The 20,194-nt window shown below is 72.4% G+C and carries 19 protein-coding genes; 9 read left to right on the forward strand and 10 right to left on the reverse strand.

What is annotated here, in order from left to right:
• Window positions 1-86 precede the first annotated feature (86 nt).
• The 9 genes from pqqE to ABZX85_RS40240 all read right to left on the reverse strand — a co-directional run bounded on the left by pqqE (window position 87) and on the right by ABZX85_RS40240 (window position 9,138).
• Complete coding sequence (pqqE, locus tag ABZX85_RS40200; RefSeq protein ID WP_355880701.1) at window positions 87-1,190, reverse strand: pyrroloquinoline quinone biosynthesis protein PqqE; 1,104 nt, start codon at window positions 1,188-1,190, stop codon at window positions 87-89.
• The gene (locus tag ABZX85_RS40205; RefSeq protein ID WP_355880704.1) at window positions 1,178-1,411 is read right to left on the reverse strand and encodes a pyrroloquinoline quinone biosynthesis peptide chaperone PqqD; all 234 of its coding nucleotides are present in this window, start codon (window positions 1,409-1,411) and stop codon (window positions 1,178-1,180) included. Before ABZX85_RS40205 ends, pqqE begins: the two co-directional genes overlap by 13 nt.
• Entirely contained in the window at window positions 1,408-2,127 is a 720-nt protein-coding gene (gene pqqC, locus ABZX85_RS40210) for a pyrroloquinoline-quinone synthase PqqC (protein ID WP_355880707.1), read from the reverse strand. Before pqqC ends, ABZX85_RS40205 begins: the two co-directional genes overlap by 4 nt.
• Window positions 2,121-2,927, reverse strand: coding sequence for an MBL fold metallo-hydrolase (locus ABZX85_RS40215; RefSeq protein WP_355880710.1), 807 nt, complete (start codon window positions 2,925-2,927; stop codon window positions 2,121-2,123). The genes pqqC and ABZX85_RS40215 overlap by 7 nt, the downstream gene beginning before the upstream one ends.
• 11 nt (window positions 2,928-2,938) lie before the next feature.
• The gene (locus ABZX85_RS40220; protein WP_355880713.1) at window positions 2,939-3,088 is read right to left on the reverse strand and encodes a hypothetical protein; all 150 of its coding nucleotides are present in this window, start codon (window positions 3,086-3,088) and stop codon (window positions 2,939-2,941) included.
• A gap of 7 nt (window positions 3,089-3,095) precedes the next feature.
• Window positions 3,096-4,445, reverse strand: a complete 1,350-nt coding sequence (locus ABZX85_RS40225; protein WP_355880716.1) for a glucose/sorbosone family PQQ-dependent dehydrogenase — start codon at window positions 4,443-4,445, stop codon at window positions 3,096-3,098.
• A gap of 55 nt (window positions 4,446-4,500) precedes the next feature.
• Window positions 4,501-4,713: a ferredoxin gene (locus ABZX85_RS40230; protein WP_355880951.1), complete on the reverse strand. Its 213-nt coding sequence runs from the start codon at window positions 4,711-4,713 to the stop codon at window positions 4,501-4,503.
• Window positions 4,710-5,918: a cytochrome P450 gene (locus ABZX85_RS40235; protein WP_355880719.1), complete on the reverse strand. Its 1,209-nt coding sequence runs from the start codon at window positions 5,916-5,918 to the stop codon at window positions 4,710-4,712. The genes ABZX85_RS40230 and ABZX85_RS40235 overlap by 4 nt, the downstream gene beginning before the upstream one ends.
• A 103-nt stretch (window positions 5,919-6,021) precedes the next feature.
• Window positions 6,022-9,138, reverse strand: a complete 3,117-nt coding sequence (locus ABZX85_RS40240; RefSeq protein WP_355880722.1) for an amidohydrolase family protein — start codon at window positions 9,136-9,138, stop codon at window positions 6,022-6,024.
• A gap of 318 nt (window positions 9,139-9,456) precedes the next feature.
• Between ABZX85_RS40240 and ABZX85_RS40245 the strand changes: the two genes are divergently transcribed.
• From ABZX85_RS40245 to ABZX85_RS40285, 9 genes are all read left to right on the forward strand, one after another.
• The gene (locus ABZX85_RS40245) at window positions 9,457-10,254 is read left to right on the forward strand and encodes a hypothetical protein (RefSeq protein WP_355880725.1); all 798 of its coding nucleotides are present in this window, start codon (window positions 9,457-9,459) and stop codon (window positions 10,252-10,254) included.
• Window positions 10,255-10,430: 176 nt separating this feature from the next.
• Window positions 10,431-11,549, forward strand: a complete 1,119-nt coding sequence (locus tag ABZX85_RS40250; protein ID WP_355880728.1) for a cellulose binding domain-containing protein — start codon at window positions 10,431-10,433, stop codon at window positions 11,547-11,549.
• A 115-nt stretch (window positions 11,550-11,664) separates the two neighbouring features.
• On the forward strand, window positions 11,665-12,858 hold the full coding sequence (locus ABZX85_RS40255) for a serine hydrolase domain-containing protein (RefSeq protein WP_355880731.1): 1,194 nt from the start codon (window positions 11,665-11,667) through the stop codon (window positions 12,856-12,858).
• 113 nt (window positions 12,859-12,971) lie between these two features.
• Window positions 12,972-13,598 (forward strand): bifunctional 4-hydroxy-2-oxoglutarate aldolase/2-dehydro-3-deoxy-phosphogluconate aldolase, encoded by a 627-nt coding sequence (locus ABZX85_RS40260; RefSeq protein WP_355880734.1) that lies wholly within the window; start codon window positions 12,972-12,974, stop codon window positions 13,596-13,598.
• A complete protein-coding gene (locus tag ABZX85_RS40265; RefSeq protein WP_355880737.1) occupies window positions 13,595-14,518 on the forward strand; it encodes a sugar kinase in 924 nt (307 codons plus the stop codon). Before ABZX85_RS40260 ends, ABZX85_RS40265 begins: the two co-directional genes overlap by 4 nt.
• 18 nt (window positions 14,519-14,536) lie before the next feature.
• A complete protein-coding gene (locus ABZX85_RS40270) occupies window positions 14,537-15,283 on the forward strand; it encodes an FCD domain-containing protein (RefSeq protein ID WP_355880740.1) in 747 nt (248 codons plus the stop codon).
• Window positions 15,284-15,429: 146 nt separating this feature from the next.
• Window positions 15,430-15,828, forward strand: coding sequence for a GNAT family N-acetyltransferase (locus ABZX85_RS40275; RefSeq protein WP_355880743.1), 399 nt, complete (start codon window positions 15,430-15,432; stop codon window positions 15,826-15,828).
• Window positions 15,829-16,037: 209 nt separating this feature from the next.
• Window positions 16,038-16,913, forward strand: coding sequence for a TIGR03619 family F420-dependent LLM class oxidoreductase (locus ABZX85_RS40280; protein WP_355880746.1), 876 nt, complete (start codon window positions 16,038-16,040; stop codon window positions 16,911-16,913).
• A 48-nt stretch (window positions 16,914-16,961) separates the two neighbouring features.
• On the forward strand, window positions 16,962-17,927 hold the full coding sequence (locus ABZX85_RS40285; protein WP_355880954.1) for a glycoside hydrolase family 43 protein: 966 nt from the start codon (window positions 16,962-16,964) through the stop codon (window positions 17,925-17,927).
• A 72-nt stretch (window positions 17,928-17,999) separates the two neighbouring features.
• Here the strand turns inward: ABZX85_RS40285 and ABZX85_RS40290 are convergent, their stop codons facing one another.
• Window positions 18,000-20,159, reverse strand: coding sequence for an MMPL family transporter (locus tag ABZX85_RS40290; RefSeq protein WP_355880749.1), 2,160 nt, complete (start codon window positions 20,157-20,159; stop codon window positions 18,000-18,002).
• Between the last annotated feature and the right edge of the window lie 35 nt (window positions 20,160-20,194).

Genomic DNA, 20,194 nt, shown 5'->3' on the forward strand with positions numbered 1-20,194 from the left:
CGTCTCTGCGATGCGTACGCCGCCCGTGGCGAACCGGCACCGCGTCGACGAGGGCCGGAGCCGGTACGGGAGCGGCTCCGGGTCGCTCACGGCACTCTAGTGGGCCCGTGCGCGTCCTGACGATCTCCGGCCGGGTACCCCCGGTAGGCGAACTCCCCGCCCCGTGCACCGGCGAGTTCGCTGATCAGGCCGTGGTCCGGGGAGAGCGCGCACGCCGGGTCCGTGCGTGCGGCGTCCCCCGTGAGCGCGTACGCCTGGCACCGGCACCCTCCGAAGTCGGCCTCTTTCCGGGGGCAGGACCGGCAGGGGTCGGGCATCCAGTCGTTGCCCCGGTAGGCGTTGAACGCGGGCGACTCGGACCAGATCCAACCGAGCGTGTTCTCCCGGACGTTGGGCGCGTCGAGCGGGAGTCCGTAGGCGGCGGGGCAGGGCAGCACGCGTCCGTCGGGCGCGACGGTCAGCGAGATCGCGCCCCAGCCGCCCATGCAGGGTTTCGCGATCCCGTCGAAGTAGTCCGGCACGACCCAGATCAGCTCCGTCTCCGTCCGCCCCCGCCACTGCTCCACCGCCCTTTGCGCGCGGGCGAGTTGCTCCCGGTCGGGCATGAGCGCGGCCCGGTTGCGCAGCCCCCACCCGTAGAACTGGGTGTTGGCGAGTTCGATGCGGACGGCGCCCCAGGAGACGCCGAGTCCGATGATCGCGTCGAGGCGGTCGAGGTTGTGCCGGTGCAGGACGACGTTGAGGCCGAGCGGCAGTCCGGCGTCCTTGATCAGCCGGGCGGCCTTCTCCTTGGCGGCGAACGACCGTCGCCCGGCGATGAGTTCGGCGCTCGGCGCGTCCGCGCCCTGGACGGAGAGCTGGACGCTGGGCAGCCCGGCCGCCGTCAGCTCGGCGAGCCGTCCCCGTGTCAACCCGAGGCCGCTGGTGACGAGTTGGGTGTAGATCCCGGCGCGGGAGGCGCCCGCGACGAGTTCGGGCAGGTCGCGGCGCAGGAGTGGTTCGCCGCCGGAGAGGTGGGCGTGGGCGATGCCGAGGCGGGCGGCCTCGTCGAAGACGCGCAGCCATTCGGCGGTCGTCAACTCGGCGGTGCGGGGGACGAGTTCGGTGGGGTTGGAGCAGTAGGGGCAGCGCAGCGGGCAGCCGTGGGTGAGTTCCGCGAGCATCGCCCAGGGCGGGTTCAGCGCAGCCATCCGCGCTCCCGTACATCGTCCAGGAACTCGCCGACGCCGTCGCTCTCTCCGAGTTCGGTGGTGATCTCGGCGACGGTCCGGGTGCCGTCGCACAGGGCGACGACCGACGCGGCCTCGGTACTGAGGACGACGATCCGTTCCGGGACGATCAGCAGCGTGGCTCCGCGCACGGTGCAGTCGCGCAGGCGGGCGTAGGGGCTGAGGGCGGGCCGCCAGGTCACGCGGGTGCCCGGTCGACGGCGTCGAGGAGGGTCCACAGCACCTCGCACTTGTAGGCGAGCGCGGCGAGGGCGGCCTTCTGGTCGGCGCGGGTGCGGGCCCGGTCGAGGACGAAGGCGAGGGCCTCGCCGCTGTCCCGGCGGCCTTGTGGGACACGGGACTTGAAATAGGCGAGGCCGCCCTGACCGATCCAGGGGTAGTGCTTCTCGAAGGCCGCGATCCGGGTCGTCATGATGTCGGGCGCGAACAGTTCGGTGAGCGAGGCGGCGACGGCTTCGAGGGGGGTGCCGTCGCGGCACAGGTTGACGTAGCCGTCGACGGCGAGCCGTACGCCCGGCAGGACCTTCTCGCCGGCCAGGAGGTCGGCGCGGTCGAGTCCGGCGGCCTCGCCGAGGCGCAGCCAGCGGGCGATGCCTCCCTCGTCGTCCTCGGTGCCGTCGTGGTCGGTGATCCTCCGTACCCACATGCGGCGCAGTGCCGGGTCGTCGAACTTGGCGAGGATCAGGGCGTCCTTGACGGGGATGTGCCGCTGGTAGTGGAACCGGTTGAGAATCCAGGTGCGCAGCTCGTCGGGGGTCAACTCGCCCCGGTGCATACGGAGGTTGAAGGGGTGGCGGTGGTGGTAGCGGCGTTCGGGGACCGACCTGAGCTCGCGCTCGAAGGTCTCGGCGTCCACCGGGCTCCCCGTGTCGTCCAGGCCGATCGGACCGGTCACCATGCGATGAGCATCCCTTCCGACGCCACCTCGACGCCCCGTAGTTCCGCGTGGTGCGGTGCGTCGGGGTCGACGAGCGGGTTGGTGTTGTTGAGGTGGGTGTACAGGCAGCGCGCGGAGAGTGCGGCGAGCCGTTCGCGGGTGGCGAGGACCGGCAGGTGGCCCATTTCCGTCGCCGTCTTCTCGGAGCATCCGGAGGTGCGGGGTTCGTCGTCGTCCCAGAAGGTCCCGTCGGCGAACACGACGTCCGCGTCCGCGCCGAACCCCGCGGGCCACACGCCCATCGCGGGCGCGTACAGGAGCCCCCCGATGCGCAGCGCGCTGACCCACTGTCCGTCGGTGAAGTCCCGTGCGTAGCGCGGCCGTTTGCCGGAGACCGGCACCAGCGACGCCCCGTCCGCGTCCCGCCACCGCAGCCGCACGTAGGGCGCGAGGGTCTCCTCCAGCCTGAGCCCCTCGCCCACCGCCTTGCGTACGGCGTCGGTCGCCATGATCTCCAGTTCGTCGGCCTCGCGGAGCCTGGTGAGGCCGAGGGTGTGGTCGAGTTCGGCGTCGGTGAGGATCACCCCGGCGAGGGGGCTGCGGCGGCCGTGGGGGCGCAGCCAGGGGCAGCGTTCGATCTGTTCGGCGATGTCCGGGGTGGCGTTGACCAGGTAGACGCGGCCGGGTTCGGGTTCGACGGCGATCGAGGCGTGCAGCCGGCGGCGGGACGGCACCGCGCGTGCCCCCTCGCATCCGGGGCACGCGCAGTTCCACTGGGGGACGCCGCCGCCGGCCGCGGTACCGAGGACGTGGACGCGCACGGAGCGTCCCCTCAGCGGTCGTGTCGGTCGGTGAGGAAGTACGCCGACATCTCCATCGACGCCTCGACGATCTGGTAGGTGGGCCGGTGCCAAGTGGCCCGTTCCGTGGCCTCGTTCGGGCGGTGTGCGGGCTTGTCGTCGCGTTCCTCGTGCTGGTTCATCTCTGTCTCACTTCTGGTAGGGGACGGCGAGGATCGCGCCCGGGTCGGCGAGCCTGTCGGTGGGGGTGCCGTCGGCGCCGTGGGCGCGTCCGCCGCTGTCGGTGACGATGTACAGGGTCTTTCCGTCGGGGCTCAGGGCGACGTCGCGGTAGCGGTTGACGCTGCGATGGAGCTGTGTGAAGGACTTGCCGTCCTTGCTGAGCCGGTAGACGGTGCCGTTCTTCAGGGAGGTGACGAGGAACCCGTCGGGGACGGCCTTGAGGGCGCCGGGGGCCATGGTCGGCCAGCAGATGTAGGCGGTGTCCGGGTCGGTGCACACCGGGGTGACGCCGAAGTCGTGGCCCGAGCCGACCGTCGTGCCGTACGTGCTGACCGGGTCCTTCATGGGTTTCTTGAAGTCCGTCTCCTTGGCCGTCGGCACCTGGGGAGGGGCCTTGCCGGGGTCGGGGGTGTAGGTGAGTTTCGCGCAACCGCCTTTGGCCTTCGACCAGTTGGAGTAGACGTACGCCTGGTCGTCCCGAAATCCGGCGACGTTCGGCCAGCCGTAGTTGCCGCCCTTCTCGATGTGGTTGAACTCGTCGTCGGTGAGGGGGCCGTTCTCGGCGGTGTACAGCTCGGTGCCCTGGAAGTCCATGCCGTTGGGGTTGCGCATGCCGTAGGCGTAGACATGGCTGCGGACGCCGTCGAGCGTGGGGTTGTCGGCGGGGATCGAGCCGTCGGGGTTCATGCGCAGGACCTTGCCGGGGTAGGCCGACCAGTCCGCCCGCTTCACCTGGTCGGCGGTGGGCAGGGTCTGGGCCAGGTTCGGGTGGCAGTGGTGGGCGTTGTAGTTCGCCCCCTGGTCGCCGATCGTGTAGTAGAGCTTGCCGTCGGGGCCGTAGCGCAGGCGGGCGGACTGGTGGTCGTCGCCGGCGGGGAGTCCGGTGAGGATGTTCCGCTCGCCGGAGAGCTTCCCGTCCTTCGCGGTGTACCGGACGATCTTCATGGCCTGTCTCGTGCCGTCCCGGTAGCCGTAGGACAGATAGGCGTAGTCGCTGCCCTTGTTCTTGCCGAAGTCGGGGTGCAGCGCGAGGCCGAGGAGATCGCCGTCGGTGCGGGCGGCGAGGTTCAGGGCCGTGGTCCTCCTACCGGTCCTGGGGTCGACGCGGGTGACCCGGCGGGCGGATCTCTCGGTGAGCCAGAGCTGTCCGTCGGGGCCCTGGAGCATCTCGTACGGGTCGGCGAGACCGGTCGTGACGACTCTGAAGCCGGCGGGGGCGCCCGGGTGCATGCGGGGGCCGGTGGCGGGAGCGCCGCCGCAGGAGCAGACGAGCGCCAGGGCGGCCACCAGTCCGAGTGCCGGCGGGAGCGTTCTCATCGGTGACCTTTCGGAGGGGCCTGCTCGCGGCCTCACCATAAGGTCGGCTCAGATGTCACGCATCCCGCGACACGTCCTCACGTACGGTGATCGCCGAGGTGGGGCACACGGCCGCCGCCTCCCGGGCCGCCGCCTCGTGCTCCGGCGCGGGCGCCGCGGCGAGGAGCACCACGACACCGTCGTCCTCCCCCTGGTCGAAGACGTCCGGCGCGAGCAGTACGCAGTTCCCCGCGCCGCAGCAGGCGGACCGGTCGACGGAGATCCTCACCACGCGACCAGCACCTCGCTCAGCCCGCCCACCAACAGCCCCTCGACGCGCCGGAGTTCGCCGACGGGGACGGCGAGCCGCAGGGTGGGGAGCCGGCGCAGCAGCACCTCCAGGGCGACCTGGAGTTCGGTGCGGGCGAGGCTCTGGCCCAGGCAGGCGTGGGGGCCCGCGCCGAACGCGAGGTGCGGGTTGGGGCTGCGGGACAGCAGCATCTCGTCCGGGTCCTCGAAGACCGTGGCGTCCCGGTTGGCGGCGGGCAGGGCGCAGACGACGGTGGCGCCGCGCGGCAGGGTCTCGCCGCCGACCTCGACGTCGTCGGTGAGGTAACGGCGCAGTCCGAAGCCGAGGTTGACGTCGAGGCGCAGCGCCTCGTCGACCGTCGTGCGCACCAGCTCGGGCTGTGCGAGGAGGCGTTCCCAGCGGGTGCGGTCGGCGAGGAGCATCGCGACCGTCTTGCCGATCGCGTTGGCGGTCGTCTCGTGTCCGGCGACCAGCAGCCCCATCCCGGTCCGCAGCAGCCAGGCGTCGCTCACGCCCTCCTCGCCACCGGAGGCGTCCGCGATCAGCATGCTGAGCAGGTCGTCGCCGGGCCGGGCGCGCACCCCGGCGATGTGCCGGGACATGTACGCGTCGAACTCCGTGTACGCCGCCGCGCTCTCCGCCTTCGTCCAGCGGCTCACGTTCAGGAACGCGTCGGACCAGTGCGAGAACCGGCCGGCGTCCTCGGCGGGGACCCCCAGGATCGTACAGATCACGGAGACGGGCAGCGGGAACCCGAACGCGCCCTTCAGCTCTGCTGGTTGCCCCTGTTCGAGCATGGCGTCCACGAGCCGGTCGGCGCGCTCGGTGATCGAGGGGCGCAGGGCGGTCATGCGTTTGGCGGTGAAGTACTTCCCGACCTGCCGCCGCCACCGCTGATGCCCCTCGCCCCGGTCGGGTACGACGTCATGGAGCTCGCCGTCGACCACCGGGCCGCCCGCTCCCTCGGGGGCGAGCCGGGCGGCGCCGTCCTGGCTCGTGGGGCGGGCGAAGCGGGGGTCGGAGAGGAGGGCGCGGACGTCGTCGTAGCGGGTGAGGAAGGTCGCCTCGTCGCCGCTGGGCAGCCGGACCGTCGCCACCGGGCACTCTCGGCGCAGTTCGGCCCAGGCGGCAGGCGGCTCCAGGGGGCCTTCGGCGGGCAGGGGAAGCCGGAGAGTCTCGGACACCGCGCACCTCCAGGGGGCGCTGTCGACGCTACGCAGATGTGCATGATGCAGCAAGGAGCGGTTCGGCCTTCCTGCAAAACGGTCCGCGTCGTCCCCCTCGCGGTCAGCCCGCGCAACAGCCGTCCCGGTGCAGCGTCTCGCCCACCGCGAGCCAGTCGGTTCCGTCGTGAAGGGTGTGGAGGGCGGATGCGGGGGTGCCGACGAGGTCGGCCGGGTGGTGGAGGGTGCCGTCGCGCATCGTCCACGCCGTGCGCACGAGGTCGTCGAAGTCGGTGAACGGGTCGCCGTCGACGGCCGTGAGGTCGGCGAGCTTGCCGGGTTCGACGGTCCCGAGGTCGTCGGCGACCCCGAACACGCGGGCCGGCTCGGAGGTCGCGCTGGTGAGGGCCTGGGCCGGGGTGAAGCCGCCGTACCGGTGCAGGGCGCGCAGCCCGAGGTGGACGTGGAGGCCGATGGGGGTGAGCGGGGCGTCCGTGCCGAGTGCGACGGTCCCGCCCTCCTCGACGATCCGCCGGTAGATGCCCATCTCGATGCTCAGGCCGCGGAGTTGGGCGTCGGTCGGCGGGGTCGCGGCCGTGTTCCGGACGGTCGCGGTGTCCCAGGGCGGCATCAGGACCGTGACGCGGGGGTCCTGGGCGAGCGCGGGGTCGGCGCCGAGGAGGGGCAGCGCCTGGAACGGGGTGATGATCAGGGCGAACTCGCCGCTGCGGTAGATCTCGTGGACGTCCTGGTAGGAGTGGCCCGTCGGGGAGACGGCGCGGCTGTACTCCTGGCGCTGGGTGGCCAGCAGATGGGTGGTCAGGGTCTGGCCCGCCTGGCGGCCGGGGGTGAGGAGGTGGCTGCCCGCCGGGACGCCCAGCTCGCTTGCGGCGCGGGCGGCTTCGGCCATGATCCAGGCGGGGGCGCGGACGTACGTCTTGACGAAGTCGTAGTCGAGCGCGGCGGCCCGTTCCAGGCTGCGGCGCACGCCGTCCTTCGTCGCGTGGGCGCGTCCCATGCTGTAGGCGACGCGGCTGCCGTCGAGGAGTTCGCCGGTCGTGAACATGCGCGGCCCGGTCAGCGCGCGGGCGTCGGTCGCCTCCCTCAACCGGGCCTGTTCGTAGGCGAATCCGCCGAGAGAGGCGGTGCTCGTGATGCCGTAGGCCAGGTTGAGGCGGGTCTGCCGGCCGCCGTAGATGTTCTGGTACGGGTGCGTGTGGGCGTCCCACAGGCCGGGCAGGACGGTCTGCCGGGCGGCGTCGACCGGGCGTTCCCCGGGGCGGGGTGCGCGGTGGGGTTCGACGGACATGATCCGGTTGCCCTGGATCACGACGTCGACGTTCTCACGGACGCGTTCCCCGGTGCCGTCCCAGAGGCGGCCCGCGTGGACGCGGACGACGTCGGTGCGGGGCGGCAGGCTCCGGGCGGTGCGCAGCGGGACCGGCACGGTGCGGCTGCCGGTGCCGTCGGCCGAGGTCAGGCGGAGTCTCGCGCCGGAGAGGTGCAGCAGGCGGGCGGAGTCGCCGGACCAGGTGGGGTGGTCGGCGGGGTCGTCGGTGAGGCGGCGGGGTTCGCCGTCGGGGGTGCCGTCCGGCCGTACGGGCAGGAGCCACAGGGCGGACTCGGCGACGTACGCGAGATGCCGGCCGTCCGGCGACCAGACGGGGCCGCTGTCGTAGCGGTCGGCGAGGGAGGCGTGCGGGCGGGGCAGGTACGTGCGTGAGGTGCCGTCGGTGGTGTCGACGATCCGGATGACGTTGTAGCCCTCCCGGAACCGCTGGTTGAGCCGGTTGCGGTCGCACAGGGCGAGGTGGCGGCCGTCCGGTGACCAACTCGGCCGTCCCGGCAGCCCGTTCGCCCCCAGGGGCGGGGCGAGGAGGGTCTCGCCGCCGTCGGCGAGGTCCACGACGAGGAGGTTGCCGGTGACGTCGTGGCAGGCCAGCCGTGAACCGTCCGGGGAGAGCGCGGGGTTGACCCGGCCGCCGGACGCCAGGACCGTGTCCTCGCCCCCGTCCAGAGCCAGTTGACGGACGGCGGCCAGTCCGTCGCGGTCGTCGACGTAGACGAGGCTGCGGCCGTCCCGGCTCCACGACGGCATCTGCACGTAGTGCGCGGGTCCGGCCTCGACCAGCTTGCGGGGCCGGCCGCCCAACGGCATGAGCCACAGCGCGCCCAGCGCGCAGAACGCCACCGACCGCCCGTCCGGCGCGAGCACCGGGAAGTGCACCCCGCGTACGGCCGTGGCGGCGGCCGAGTCGAAGGCGCGCCGCTTGTCCGGGCGGGGTGTCCGCGTCACGCGGGTGCGCGCGGTGAACGGCACGGTCCGCGCCGTTCCCGTCGCGGGCGTCCGGCGCCTGATCCGGCCGTCCGCGAAGTGGACGAGCGCCCCGTCGGCCGTCCAGCTCGGCGGCTGCGGCGACACGTCCTCCTCCCCCGAGACGACGATGCCGTCCACGACGAGCGAGGCGCTCTCGGTGTACGTGCCGACGGTCGGCGCGCTCAGCCAGACGTGGGCGAGCCGCCCGTCCCGCGAGACGGCGGGCCCGAGGACGCTCCCCGTGTCGACGGTGCGGACGACGACGGCCTCACCGCCGTCGGCGGGGGCGGCGGCGATCGTGCGGGCCAGGCCCTTCTCGGCGCGGACGAAGAGGATCCGGTCACCGTCGGGGTGCCAGGCCGGGTCGTGGTCCTCGGCGTCGGGCCGGTCGGTGACCCGGGTGAGCCGGCCGGTGTCGACCTCGACCGTCCAGATGTCGTACGAGCTGCCGGTCACGTCGCTGCCGCCGCGTTCGGAGGAGAAGGCGATCCGGCGTCCGTCCGGGGACCAGCCGACACCCCGGTCGTCCCAGGGGCCGGAGGTGAGCTGGCGCAGCCGGGAGCCGTCGGGGGCCATGGTCCAGATGTGGAAGCCGCCGCCCTGGTAGGCGCAGAAGGCGACCGTCGAACCGTCGGGCGACCAGGCGGGGCGTGTCGGTTCGAGCGTGACGTCGGTGAGGGCCCTGGCCGTGCCGCCGTCCTTCGGGAGGGACCACAGGACGCCCTGGACCTCGATGATCAGCCGTGTGCCGTCGGGGGAGACGGTCACGCCCGCGTTGGTGCCGGACGTGAACGACAACGTTCTCCCGGGCCCCGGGTCCGACGCGAGTTCCGCCGCGCCCGCCGGGGCCGCGAGCAGCAGCGCCGCCCCGGCTCCCGCGCCGAGGAAACCCCTGCGGCTGATGTCGTCCCGGCGTGCGCTCATACGGGTGTCCCCTTTGCGACCGTACCGACCTTTTGGGCGTGGGCATGTCATACGCGAGCCGAGGGACATGAGACCAGACGAACGGCGGTCCCGCACCTACGCACGGGCCCGTGGACGGCGGTGTGGCCGAAAGGAGCCGGTCAACGCCGCGGAGTCATGTGCCGACGGCATCGACGGCATCTGCGCAAGGGCCACACACAGACTGCACACCGCCTGGCGAAAGGATCGCTAGCGTTCTGGCCGTTCGATCCCGCATGCGAACACGGTCAGGCCACGGCGCGAAGAGCCGATGGCGCAGTCGAGTCAGGAAGGCCACGGATGGACTACTGCTCCACGTGCCGTCGTCATCTCAACGGTGCTCTGGTGTGCCCCGGGTGCGGTGCCTACGCCCCGGACATCGCCCCGCTCCCCGGCGGAGCGCCCGCACCGATCGTGGCGAGCACGGCGGCACCGGTCCACGAGGTCTTCCCGGACGTGACCGCGCGTCCCGACGAGCCCGACAGCGCCGAGTACGACGCCACCGCCGTCACCCCGGCCGGCCGAGCCGCGCGCCGCCGTCAGCGGGAGCGCTGGAGGAAGACGCAGCGCCGGGCGCTGGTGGCGACGGCGGTCGCGCTGGTCGGCGGCGGTCTGACGGTCGCCTCGATGAACCGCCAGTCCACGGACCGCACCCAGGCCGCGTCCGCGCCGGACCGGGAGCCGATGGGGGTCGCGGAGGAGGAGGTCGACCAGCCCACCACGCCGGTCTCGACACCGTCCGACGCGCACCGCGACGCCGCCGGCACCCGCACGCCCTCCCGCTCCTCGGCCGCCAGGCCGGAGGTCGTCCCGGACTCCGGCAGCCCCGCGCCCACGCCGAACTCCCCGCGCGCGCAGGCGGCTGCTCCGGCGCAGGTCACGCCGCCGACGCAGCAGCCCGCCCAGCAGGACACGCCGACGCCGACCCCCTCACAGGACACCTCCACGACCCCGGGCAGCGCCGGCGGCACGGCGACCGAACCGACCCCGGCGCCCTCCCCGTCGACCTCCGACGACACCTCGGCGGGCTCGGGGACGTCGTCGGACGCGACCGATCCCGCCGGGCTCTGTCTGCTCGGGCTGGTCTGCATCACCTGACGCGCCCGCACCCCGTCGAATTTCGTTCGACGGGGTGACAGGGGTGTTGTCGGGACTCGCGAGGGCCCCTATAGTCCCGTCCGGAACAGGTTATGGGAGCGCTCCCACCGGTGCGGAGGAGGGGAGGGCTCCGGACAGGCATCCGTCCCCGGCCGTACCTCGGAAAGAGGCCCCGCATGCGACCGTTACCGCACCTCCCCCACTCCCTGATCGGCGCGCTGGTGACCGCGCTCGTCACCGTCGCCGCGCTCTTCACCCTGACCCCGCCGGCCCAGGCCGACACCGTGCTGTGCGACCAGTACGGGACCACCACGATCCAGGGGCGCTACGTCGTCCAGAACAACCGGTGGGGCACCTCGCAGGCGCAGTGCGTCACGTCCACCGACACCGGTTTCCGGGTGACCCGGGCGGACGGTTCCGTGCCGACGAACGGGGCGCCGAAGTCGTACCCGTCCGTCTTCAACGGCTGCCACTACACGAAGTGTTCGCCCGGGACGGCGCTGCCCGCGCAGCTGTCCGGGATCTCCAGCGCGCCGAGCAGCATCTCGTACGGGTTCGTCTCGGACGCCGTGTACAACGCGTCGTACGACATCTGGCTGGACCCGGCGCCGCGTACGGACGGGGTGAACCGGACCGAGATCATGATCTGGTTCAACCGGGTCGGGGCGATCCAGCCGATCGGCTCGCCGGTGGCGACCGCGACGGTGGGCGGGCGCAGTTGGCAGGTGTGGCAGGGCGGGAACGGGACGAACGACGTGCTGTCGTTCGTCGCGCCGTCGGCGATCGACAGCTGGAGCTTCGACGTCATGGACTTCGTGCGGCAGGCCGTCTCGCGCGGGCTGGCGCAGAACAACTGGTACCTGACGAGTGTGCAGGCCGGGTTCGAGCCGTGGCAGAACGGCACCGGGCTGGCCGTCAACTCCTTCTCGTCCGGCGTGAACACGGGCTCGGGTCCGGAGACTCCTCCGGGCGGGGGCGCGGCCTGTTCGGTGACGTACGCGACGAACGTGTGGCAGGGCGGGTTCACGGCGAACGTGACCGTCGCCAACACCGGTTCGGCGCCGGTCAGCGACTGGCGGCTGGGGTTCGCACTGCCGTCGGGGCAGCAGATCACCGCCTCGTGGAACGCGTCGGTCACGCCGTCGTCGGGGTCGGTGACGGCGGCGCCGGTCGCGCACAACGCGACCATCGCGCCCGGCGGGACCCAGTCGTTCGGGTTCCAGGGGACGTACGGCGGCACCTTCGCCTCACCCGCGGCGTTCACTCTGAACGGAACGGCGTGTTCCACAGGGTGAGATGACGAGGCGTCAGGGTGGCGCTGTGAGAAAGCTGTGTGTCGAGGGAACCGATCCGTGGATCTTGTGCCTCTTGTGGAGTGTCTACCCCACCGAATGAGACAAGGATTTCACGTTGTCGCACACTCGACGCCTGGTCACAGGCGCCACCCTGATCGCCGCTCTCGCCGCGGGCGTCCTGCCCGCCACGACCGCGTACGCCGCCCCCGCGACCTCCGGGCCGACCGCCGACATGGACGGCGTGGAGACCGCGCTCAAGGCGGCCATGGCCCAGGGCGCACCCGGTGCCATGGCCCGCTACGTCGGCCCCTACGGCGCCCAGGTCCGTACCGTCGGCGTCCGTGACCGGGAGTCGGGCGCGGCCATGGACATCCGGGCGCGCTTCCGGATCGGCAGTGTCAGCAAGACGTTCTCCAGCGTGGTCCTGCTCCAGCTCGTCCAGGAGGGCAAGCTCACGCTGGACGCTCCGGTCAACGAGTACCTCCCGGGGCTGCTCCCCGACGACCGGATCACCGTGCGGCATCTGATGACGCACCGCAGCGGTCTCGCGGACTACACGGACGACATGTTCGAGCACACCGTCCCGGGCTTCGAGTCCGTCCGCAACCGGGTGTTCAGCTACCAGGAGCTGCTCGACCTGTCGCTGGCCCTGCCCCGCACGACCGAGCCCGGGGTGTCGTACCGGTACTCCAACACGAACTTCGTGGTAGTCGGCATGCTCATCGAGAAGCTGACGGGGACGCCGGTCGCCGAGCAGTACAAGAAGCGGATCTTCAAGCCGCTGGGGCTGCGCGACACGATGTACGTGCACCCGGAGACGAAGATCCCCGGCTTCCACGTCCGCGGCTACCTGCACCCGGACGAGGCGGGCGCGCCGCTGGTCGACTCGACGGAGCAGACGGTGTCCTGGGCGCAGTCGGCCGGGGCGGTCATCTCCAGCCCGGCGGACCTCAACACGTTCACGACGGCGCTGATGCGGGGCCGGCTGCTCTCCCCGGAGATGCTGGACGCGATGACGACGGTCACACCGACCGACACCACCAACACCCGTTTCTACGGGCTGGGTCTGCGCCGTTACGACCTGACCTGCGGGGTCCAGGTGTTCGGTCACACCGGTACCGTCCAGGGCTTCTACACGTACACGTTCGCGACGCGCGACGGGAAGCGGGCGCTGTCCGCGATGGCGAACACCTCGAACAAGGGGTCCGCGAACACGGCGCTGGGCGGGACGCTGGAGGCGGCGTTCTGCGGGAAGAAGCCGGCCGCGAAGTTCCGTACGGCGGATGTGGACATCGCCGAGCAGCGCTGATCCACGCGGGTTTCGAAGGGGCCTCGTCCGTACGCCGGGCGGGGCCCCTTTCGGCCGTTCGCTATTCTCATTAATTAACAAATACTGGCGTCCCGGTGCCCTCAGGAGTCTCCTTGCAGCCCACCGACTTCCTCACCCGGCTGGCCGGTGACCGGCTCGCCGCGATCGTCCGCGGCCGTTCGGCGGACGCCGCCCTGCGGACCGTCCTCACCCTCGTCGAGGAGGGCGTCGGCCTCGTCGAGGTCTCCCTCAACACCGCGGACGCGTACGACGTGATCGCGCGCGCCGTCCGGTCGGCGGGCGGCGGCGCGCTGATCGGGGCGGGCACCGTCGTCACCCGCGAGCAGCTCCTGCGGGCCCGGGACGCGGGCGCCTCCTGGATCGTCACCCCGGTCGTGGGGGACGGCGTCCACGCCGCCGTGGAGCAGGAACTCCCGGTGCTGGCGGGGGCGTTGACCCCGACGGAGGCGCACACAGCGATGGCGGCCGGCGCGAGCGCGGTCAAGCTGTTCCCGGCCTCCCTCGGCGGCCCCGCCTATCTGCGGGCGATCAAGGACCCGTTCCCGGAGCTGCCGGTGGTCCCGGTCGGCGGGGTGGACGCCGACTCCGTCCCGGCGTGGTTCGCGGCCGGCGCGCTCGCCGTCGGTGTCGGCTCCCCGCTCGTCGGGGACGCGGCGCACGGCGGCGACCTCGGTGAACTGCGCCTGCGGGTCCGGCGGTTCCGGTCGGTGGTGGCATGAGCTGCGACGTCCTCACCTTCGGCGAGACGATGCTGTCCCTCCAGGCCGAGGGCGCCCTCGCCGTCGGCTCCACTGCCCGTACGTCGATCGCCGGGGCCGAGTCGAACGTCGCCGTCGGGCTCGCCCGGCTCGGCCACCGGGTGTCCTGGGCGGGCCGGCTCGGCGCGGACGAACCGGCGCGGGTGATCCTGCGGGCGCTGCGCGGCGAGGGCGTCGGTGTCCGGCACGCCACGACCGACCCCGAGGCGCCGACGGGGGCGATGCTGCGGGAGCGCCTCGCCGGTGACGTGGCCCGTGTGCACTACTGGCGCACCGGGTCCGCCGCCTCCCGGCAGCGCCCCGAGCATCTCGCCGCCGCGCTGGCCGACGGGGCACGCCTCCTCCATGTCACCGGGATCACCTGCGCCATCGGGGCGGGCGACGCGGTGGTGGCCGCCGTCGAGCACGCCCGCGCGTACGGCTGGACGGTCGTCCTCGACGTCAACCACCGCTCCCGGCTGTGGAGCCGGGACGAGGCGGCCGAGTGTCTGCGGCGACTGCGGGGGCTGGTGGACGTGCTGGTCGCCTCGGACGACGAACTCCCGCTGATCGCGGACGAGATCGGTGAGCTGCTGGCCGGCGGGGTGCGGGAGGTGGTCGTCAAGCGGGGCGGTGACGGCGCCGATCTGTACACGGCCGGGAGCGCGCCGCTGCACCAACCCGCCCTCGCCGTCCCGGTGTCGGACACCGTCGGCGCGGGGGACGCGTTCTGCGCGGGGTATCTCTCCGGGCTGCTGGACGGTCTGGCGCCGGGTGAGCGGCTGCGCCGGGCAGCCGTCGTCGGGGCCTTCGCGGTCGCCTCGCGCGGGGACTGGGAAGGACTGCCGCACCGGGACGAACTCGCCCTGCTGGACGGGCCGTCCGGCGGCGCGATCCGCTGAACGGGAGAGGGCGGCGAGATGGGGGCCTATGCGGGCCGGGGTGTGCACGGGCAGGTCGTCCACGCGCTGGGCGCGCGCATCGTGGGCGGCCGGATCGGTGAGGGCGAGACGCTGGACGTCGGCGCGCTTGGGGCGGAGCTGGACGTGAGCCAGACCGTCATGCGGGAGGCGTTGAAGGTGCTCGCCGGGAAGGGGCTGACCGACGCCCGGCAGAGGCGGGGAACGTTCGTGCGGGCGCGGGCGCACTGGAACCTCCTCGACGCCGATGTGATCCGCTGGCGGATGGAGACGGGCGACGGGGAGCGGCTGCTGCGGGACCTCACCGACGTACGGTGGATCGTGGAGCCCGCCGCCGCGCGCCGGGCGGCCGTGCACCGGACGGACGCGGATCTGGCCGCGCTCGACGCGGCACTCGACGCGATGGGGCGGGCGCGGGCCGACGCCTCCGCCGCCGCCGAGGCGGACGTGGCGTTCCACCGCGCACTGCTCGCCGCCTCCGGCAACGAGTTGCTCGGGCGGATGGACCTGCTGCTGGAGCCGGGGCTGCGGGTACGCGACCGGGTCGTGCACGCGCACGCCGACGCGGACGATCCCGTGCCGAGCCATCGGGCGGTGCTGGAGGCGATACGTCAACAGGACGCGGGGCGGGCGGAGTCGGCGATGCTGGAGCTGCTGGCGAAGGCGGCGGAGGACGTCAGGGCCGCGGGGGTGCCGGGGGCTGGGCCCGGGAAGAGCGAGGTGCCGGGGATTTCATCCGGTTCGTGAGGAGCTGGAGGGCCTCGGCGGTCGGGGAGCCCGGTTCGGCGTGGTAGACGCACAGGGTCTGGTCGGTGTCGGCGAGCGGCCGGAAAGATTACACGCACCGCACTCGGGCCGCCCACCCGCAGGGGCGGCCCCTCTACGATCCCGGCATGACGATCACCTACGAGTGGCGGGGCGAGGTCGACAACGCCGCCCTCGACGCCCTCCACGCAGCCGCCTTCGGACACCCGCCCGCCGCCACCGACTGGGCGTCCCGCCTCCACCGGCACAGCCTCGGCTGGGTCTGCGCGCACGCGGACGGCGCCCTCGTCGGGTTCGTCAACGTGGCCTGGGACGGCGGCGCTCACGCCTTCCTCCTCGACACGGCCGTCTCCCCCGCCCACCAGCGACAGGGCGTCGGCGCCGCCCTCGTCACGACCGCAGCCGACGCGGCCCGCAGCGCCGGCTGCGCCTGGCTCCACGTGGACTTCGAGGGCCACCTGAGCCCCTTCTACCTGGACACCTGCGGTTTCCGGGTGACCGCGGCCGGGCTGCTCGCACTGGCCTAGCCCCCGTCGCGCACGTCCGGTCCGGACATCGCATGCGTGCCGGCGCCGCTGCGGGAAAGGCTCGGGGCGCTGTCGGGAAAGGTGCCGCAGCCGTCTCAGAACACTCTGCCCACCTCCCCCGCCCCGGCGTAGCGTGAGCCGCGCATTGTTCGGCCGCGTCTCCGGAGGACCCCGTGCGCCTAGGCTTCTCGTTGCCCCAATTCGGCTCCATGGACCAGCAGTTCGACCAGGTGGCGCGGTTCGCGCGGGAGGCGGAGGGGCTGGGGGCGGGGAGTCTGTGGGTCGGGGACCGGGTGCTCGCGGCGGTGCGGCCGGCCGTGGGGTACGGGGGCGCGGGCGACAGCATCCCGTGGCAGATGCGTGCCGCGCTGGACCCGTTCGTCGCGCTGTCGGCCGCCGCCGCCGTCACCGAACGCCCCCTGCTCGGCACGAGCACGCTGATCGCCCCCTGGTACCCGCCGCTCCTGCTGGCCCGCTCGCTGAGCGGGGTCGACGTGGTGAGCCGGGGCCGCCTGGTGGCCGGTCTCGGCACGGGCTGGTCGCCGGACGAGTACGAGGGCGTCGGGGTGCCCTGGAAGGAGCGGGGCGCCCGGCTGGACGAGTGTCTCGACGTCCTGGAGTCGGTGTGGACGACCGACCCCGTCGTCCGGCACGACGGCGCCCACCACGCGTACCCGGCCGCGCACATCAACCCGAAGCCGGTCCAGCGGCCCCGTCCGCCGGTCTACCTCTCGGCGTTCTCTCCTGCCTCGCAGCGCAGGGCGGCCCGGCGCGCGGACGGGATCATGCCGGTCGCGATGGTCGCGCCGGGCGGCGGATACGACCCGACGGCGGTCGTGTCGGCCCCGCTCCAGCAGGTCCGCCGGCTCGCGGAGGCCGAGGACCGCGACCCGGCCGACGTGGGCGCGATCCTGCGGATCAACCCGGCGGCGGGGACGGCACCGGAGGACATCGCCGACGCCGTCCTGCGCACCCGGGACGAGACGGACGTCGAGCACGCCTTCGTGGACCTCGTCTACCTGGTCGAGCAGAGCGTGGAGCGCTCCCTCGAACTGGCCGGCCGCATCCTGGACCTGACGCGCTGAACGCCGGGCGGCGCACGTATCCTCCGGCCCGTGACTGCCATCGACTTGATGCGGCTGCCCGACATGCCGCTGCACGATCCGTACATCGTCGCCGACCCCAAGACCCGTACGTACCACCTCTACACGTCCAACGAACCGTCCGTCACGGGGGTGGAGGGCGCCGGGACGATGGTCTACCGCAGCGCCGACCTGCGTGACTGGGAGCCGCCGGCCGTCGTGTTCCTGGCCGCGGAGCAGGCGGGGATCTGGGCGACCGAGGGCGCGTGGGCACCCGAGGTGCACGAACGGGCGGGCCGCTACTACCTGTTCACGACGCTGCACGACGAGAAGCGGCGGCTGGCCGAGGGGACGTACATGCGGGGTACGGTCACGGCCGTCTCCGATTCGCTGCTCGGGCCGTTCACCGTCGTCGACCCGTCCGGGCCGACCCCGCCCGGGGACCTGATGACGCTGGACGGCACGCTGTACGTCGATCCGGCCGGGCAGCCGTGGATGGTGTACGCGCACGAGTGGCTCCAGACCGTGGACGGCACCATGGAGGCGGTGCGGCTCACGCCGGACCTCGCGGGCACGGTCGGCGACCCGGTGCACCTCTTCCGAGGTTCGGACGCCTTCTGGCTCAACGAGCAGATCCCGGCGGGCCGGCCCTACCGGCTCCCGCCGTACATCACCGACGGCCCACAGCTCGTCGACACCCCCGCCGGTGGGCTCCTGATGCTGTGGTCGACCTACGAGAAGAACGTCCCCGGTGAGGACGGCTCCCTGACCGGCGGCTACGTCCAGACGTACGCGGTGTCGGAGTCGGGCGACCTCGTCGGGCCGTGGACGCAGCGGCGTCCCCTGGTCCGGGAGGACAGCGGGCACGGCATGCTGTTCCACACGTTCGACGGCGAGCTGATGATGGTCCTGCACCGCCCGTTCACGAACGCGCGCGGAAAGCTGTACGAGATGGACCTGCGGGGGCACGAACTGCGGGTGCTGAGGCGGCGGGCGGACCTCGACGGCGGCGACTGACAGGGCCCGCCCGCAAGAACGCCTCGAACCTCGGGCCGGTCCCTCAGCAAGGAACCGGCCCGTGCCCCTGTCTCACTTGTGCCGGCCTGCCGTGTCCCGGACCGGTGTCCCGCCCGTGCGCCCGCTGTCGGCCGGCGGCGCGGTCGCACGGTCCGCGTGCCCAGGCCACCAGGCGGCGTGCCCGATGAGCGCGGTGAGACTGGGCGTGAAGAACATCGCCATGACGAACGCGGCGATCGCGATGCCGAAGGAGACGGCGAACCCCATCTCCGTGAGGAGGGAGTTGCCCGCGAGCATCATCGTCGCGAAGGTCGCCGCGAGGATGAACCCGGCGGCGGCGACGGTCGGACCGGCGTGCCGCAGGGCCATTCCGGCGGCCTCGCGCGGATCGCGGCCCTCGCGGGCCTCCTCGCGGAGCCGGGCGATCATGAGGATGTTGTAGTCGGTGCCGATGGCGACGACGAACAGATACATGATCACCGGGAGCATGAACATCAGCCCCGGATGCCCCTGGGCGTCCTGGAAGATCCACACCGTCGCCCCGAGGGTCGCGCCGAAGCCGAGCCCGACCGAGGCGATCAGGTACCAGGGGGCGACGACGCTGCGCAGCAGGAGCCCCAGGATGATCATGATCAACGCGGCGGCGACCGGGAAGACCGTTCGGTAGTCGTGGTTCACGGCCGCCTGGATGTCCTTGTAGATCGAGGACATGCCGCCCACCAGCGCCTGCGTGCCGTCCGGCGCCTCCCGGTGGGCGACGGAGCGCACCTTGCCGACCGCCTGGAGCGCCTTGTCGGTCGACGCCTCGTACTTGAGGGTGACGGTGAAGTCCGCCGTCGTCCCCTCCTTGTTCGTCTGCGTCATCCTGGCGCTCGCGACCCCGTCGACGGCCCCGAGCTTCTGCGCGTACGACGCGAACGCGGAGGTGTCGAGGGGGCGGCCGTCCTTGCTGGAGAGGTAGACGTCCGTCGGCGCGGCGGCGCCCGCCGAGTACGCCTTGCCCATCTCGTCCTGGACGACCATCGACTCCTTGGTCTTCGGCATGGACCCGGAGGCCAGGTCGAAGGTCGCCTTGTAGCCGAGGGTGCCGAGGGACAGCGCGACCAGGACGAGCCCGGAGAGGGCGGCGGTCAGTGCGGGCCTGCGCTGCACGGCCCGGCCGAGCGCCGCGAACCGGGCGTCGGAGGGCTCCTTGCGCCAGGACTTGGAGGGCCAGAAGATCCGCGGCCCGATCAGGGAGACGACGGCCGGGATGAGGGTGAGCCCGGCGATGAGGGTGACGCTGACCGCGATGGCGAGCGCCGGGCCCATCTGCTTGAGGAAGCCGAGCGTGGACAGGGCCAGCGCGAGGAACGCGATGATGACGGCACCGGCGGCCGAGGCGATGGCCTCCCCGACCCGGGCGACCGCGTTGACCATGGCCTGCTTGGGTTCGTCCCCGGCGCGCAGGCGTTCTCGGTAGCGGAACATCAGGAACAGGAAGTAGTCGGTGCCGACGCCGAACAGGACGACGATGAGGATCGACGAGATCGAGCTGTTGGCCTGGAGGTCGAAGAGTTTCGTCGCGTAGGCGATGAGCCCGTTGGCGATGACGGCGACGACGCCGATGAGGATCAGCGGCAGGATCGCGAGGATCGGCGCGCGGAAGATGATCAGCAGGGTGACCAGGATGATCACGAACGTGCCGATACCGATCAGCGCCTCCCCGCGTTTGGAGGAGTCCTGCTGGTCGAGGGCCTGCGCCGCCGAGCCGCCCAGCTTGACCTGGAGGTCCGTGCCCCTGGCGAGCGCCTTCACGTCGTCGCGCAGGACCTTCGCGGCGTCGGCCTGTTTCGGCTGGCCCGCGTTGCGGCTGTCCATCTGGACGAGGGTCATGGTGTAGCGGCCGTCCTGGGAGGGCTGGCCCTCGACGACCTTCTGCACCTCGTCGATCTTCTTGGCGCCCAGTTCCTCGGTGATCCGGGTGACGTCGCGTTTGTCGGCGACGGTCAGTTTTCCGCCGTCGGCGCGCTGGAACAGGGCGATCGCGGACGGGGTGAAGGCGCTGGGGAACGCCTTCTCCTGGAGGTCGGCCGCCTTGATCGACTCATAGCTCTTGGGGAGAAAACTGCTCTCGTCACTGCTGGACGGCAGACTCGGAGCCGTCGCGGCGATCGCCACCGCCGCGATCAGCCAGGCCACGATCGTCCACACCGGATGCCGGACGACGGCGTCGCCCATACGTCGGAACATGCGGGACCCCTCCTGTGCAGGAAGGCCACCACGAC

It is taken from the genome of Streptomyces sp. NPDC004539 (assembly GCF_040610055.1).
Lineage (GTDB): Bacteria > Actinomycetota > Actinomycetes > Streptomycetales > Streptomycetaceae > Streptomyces.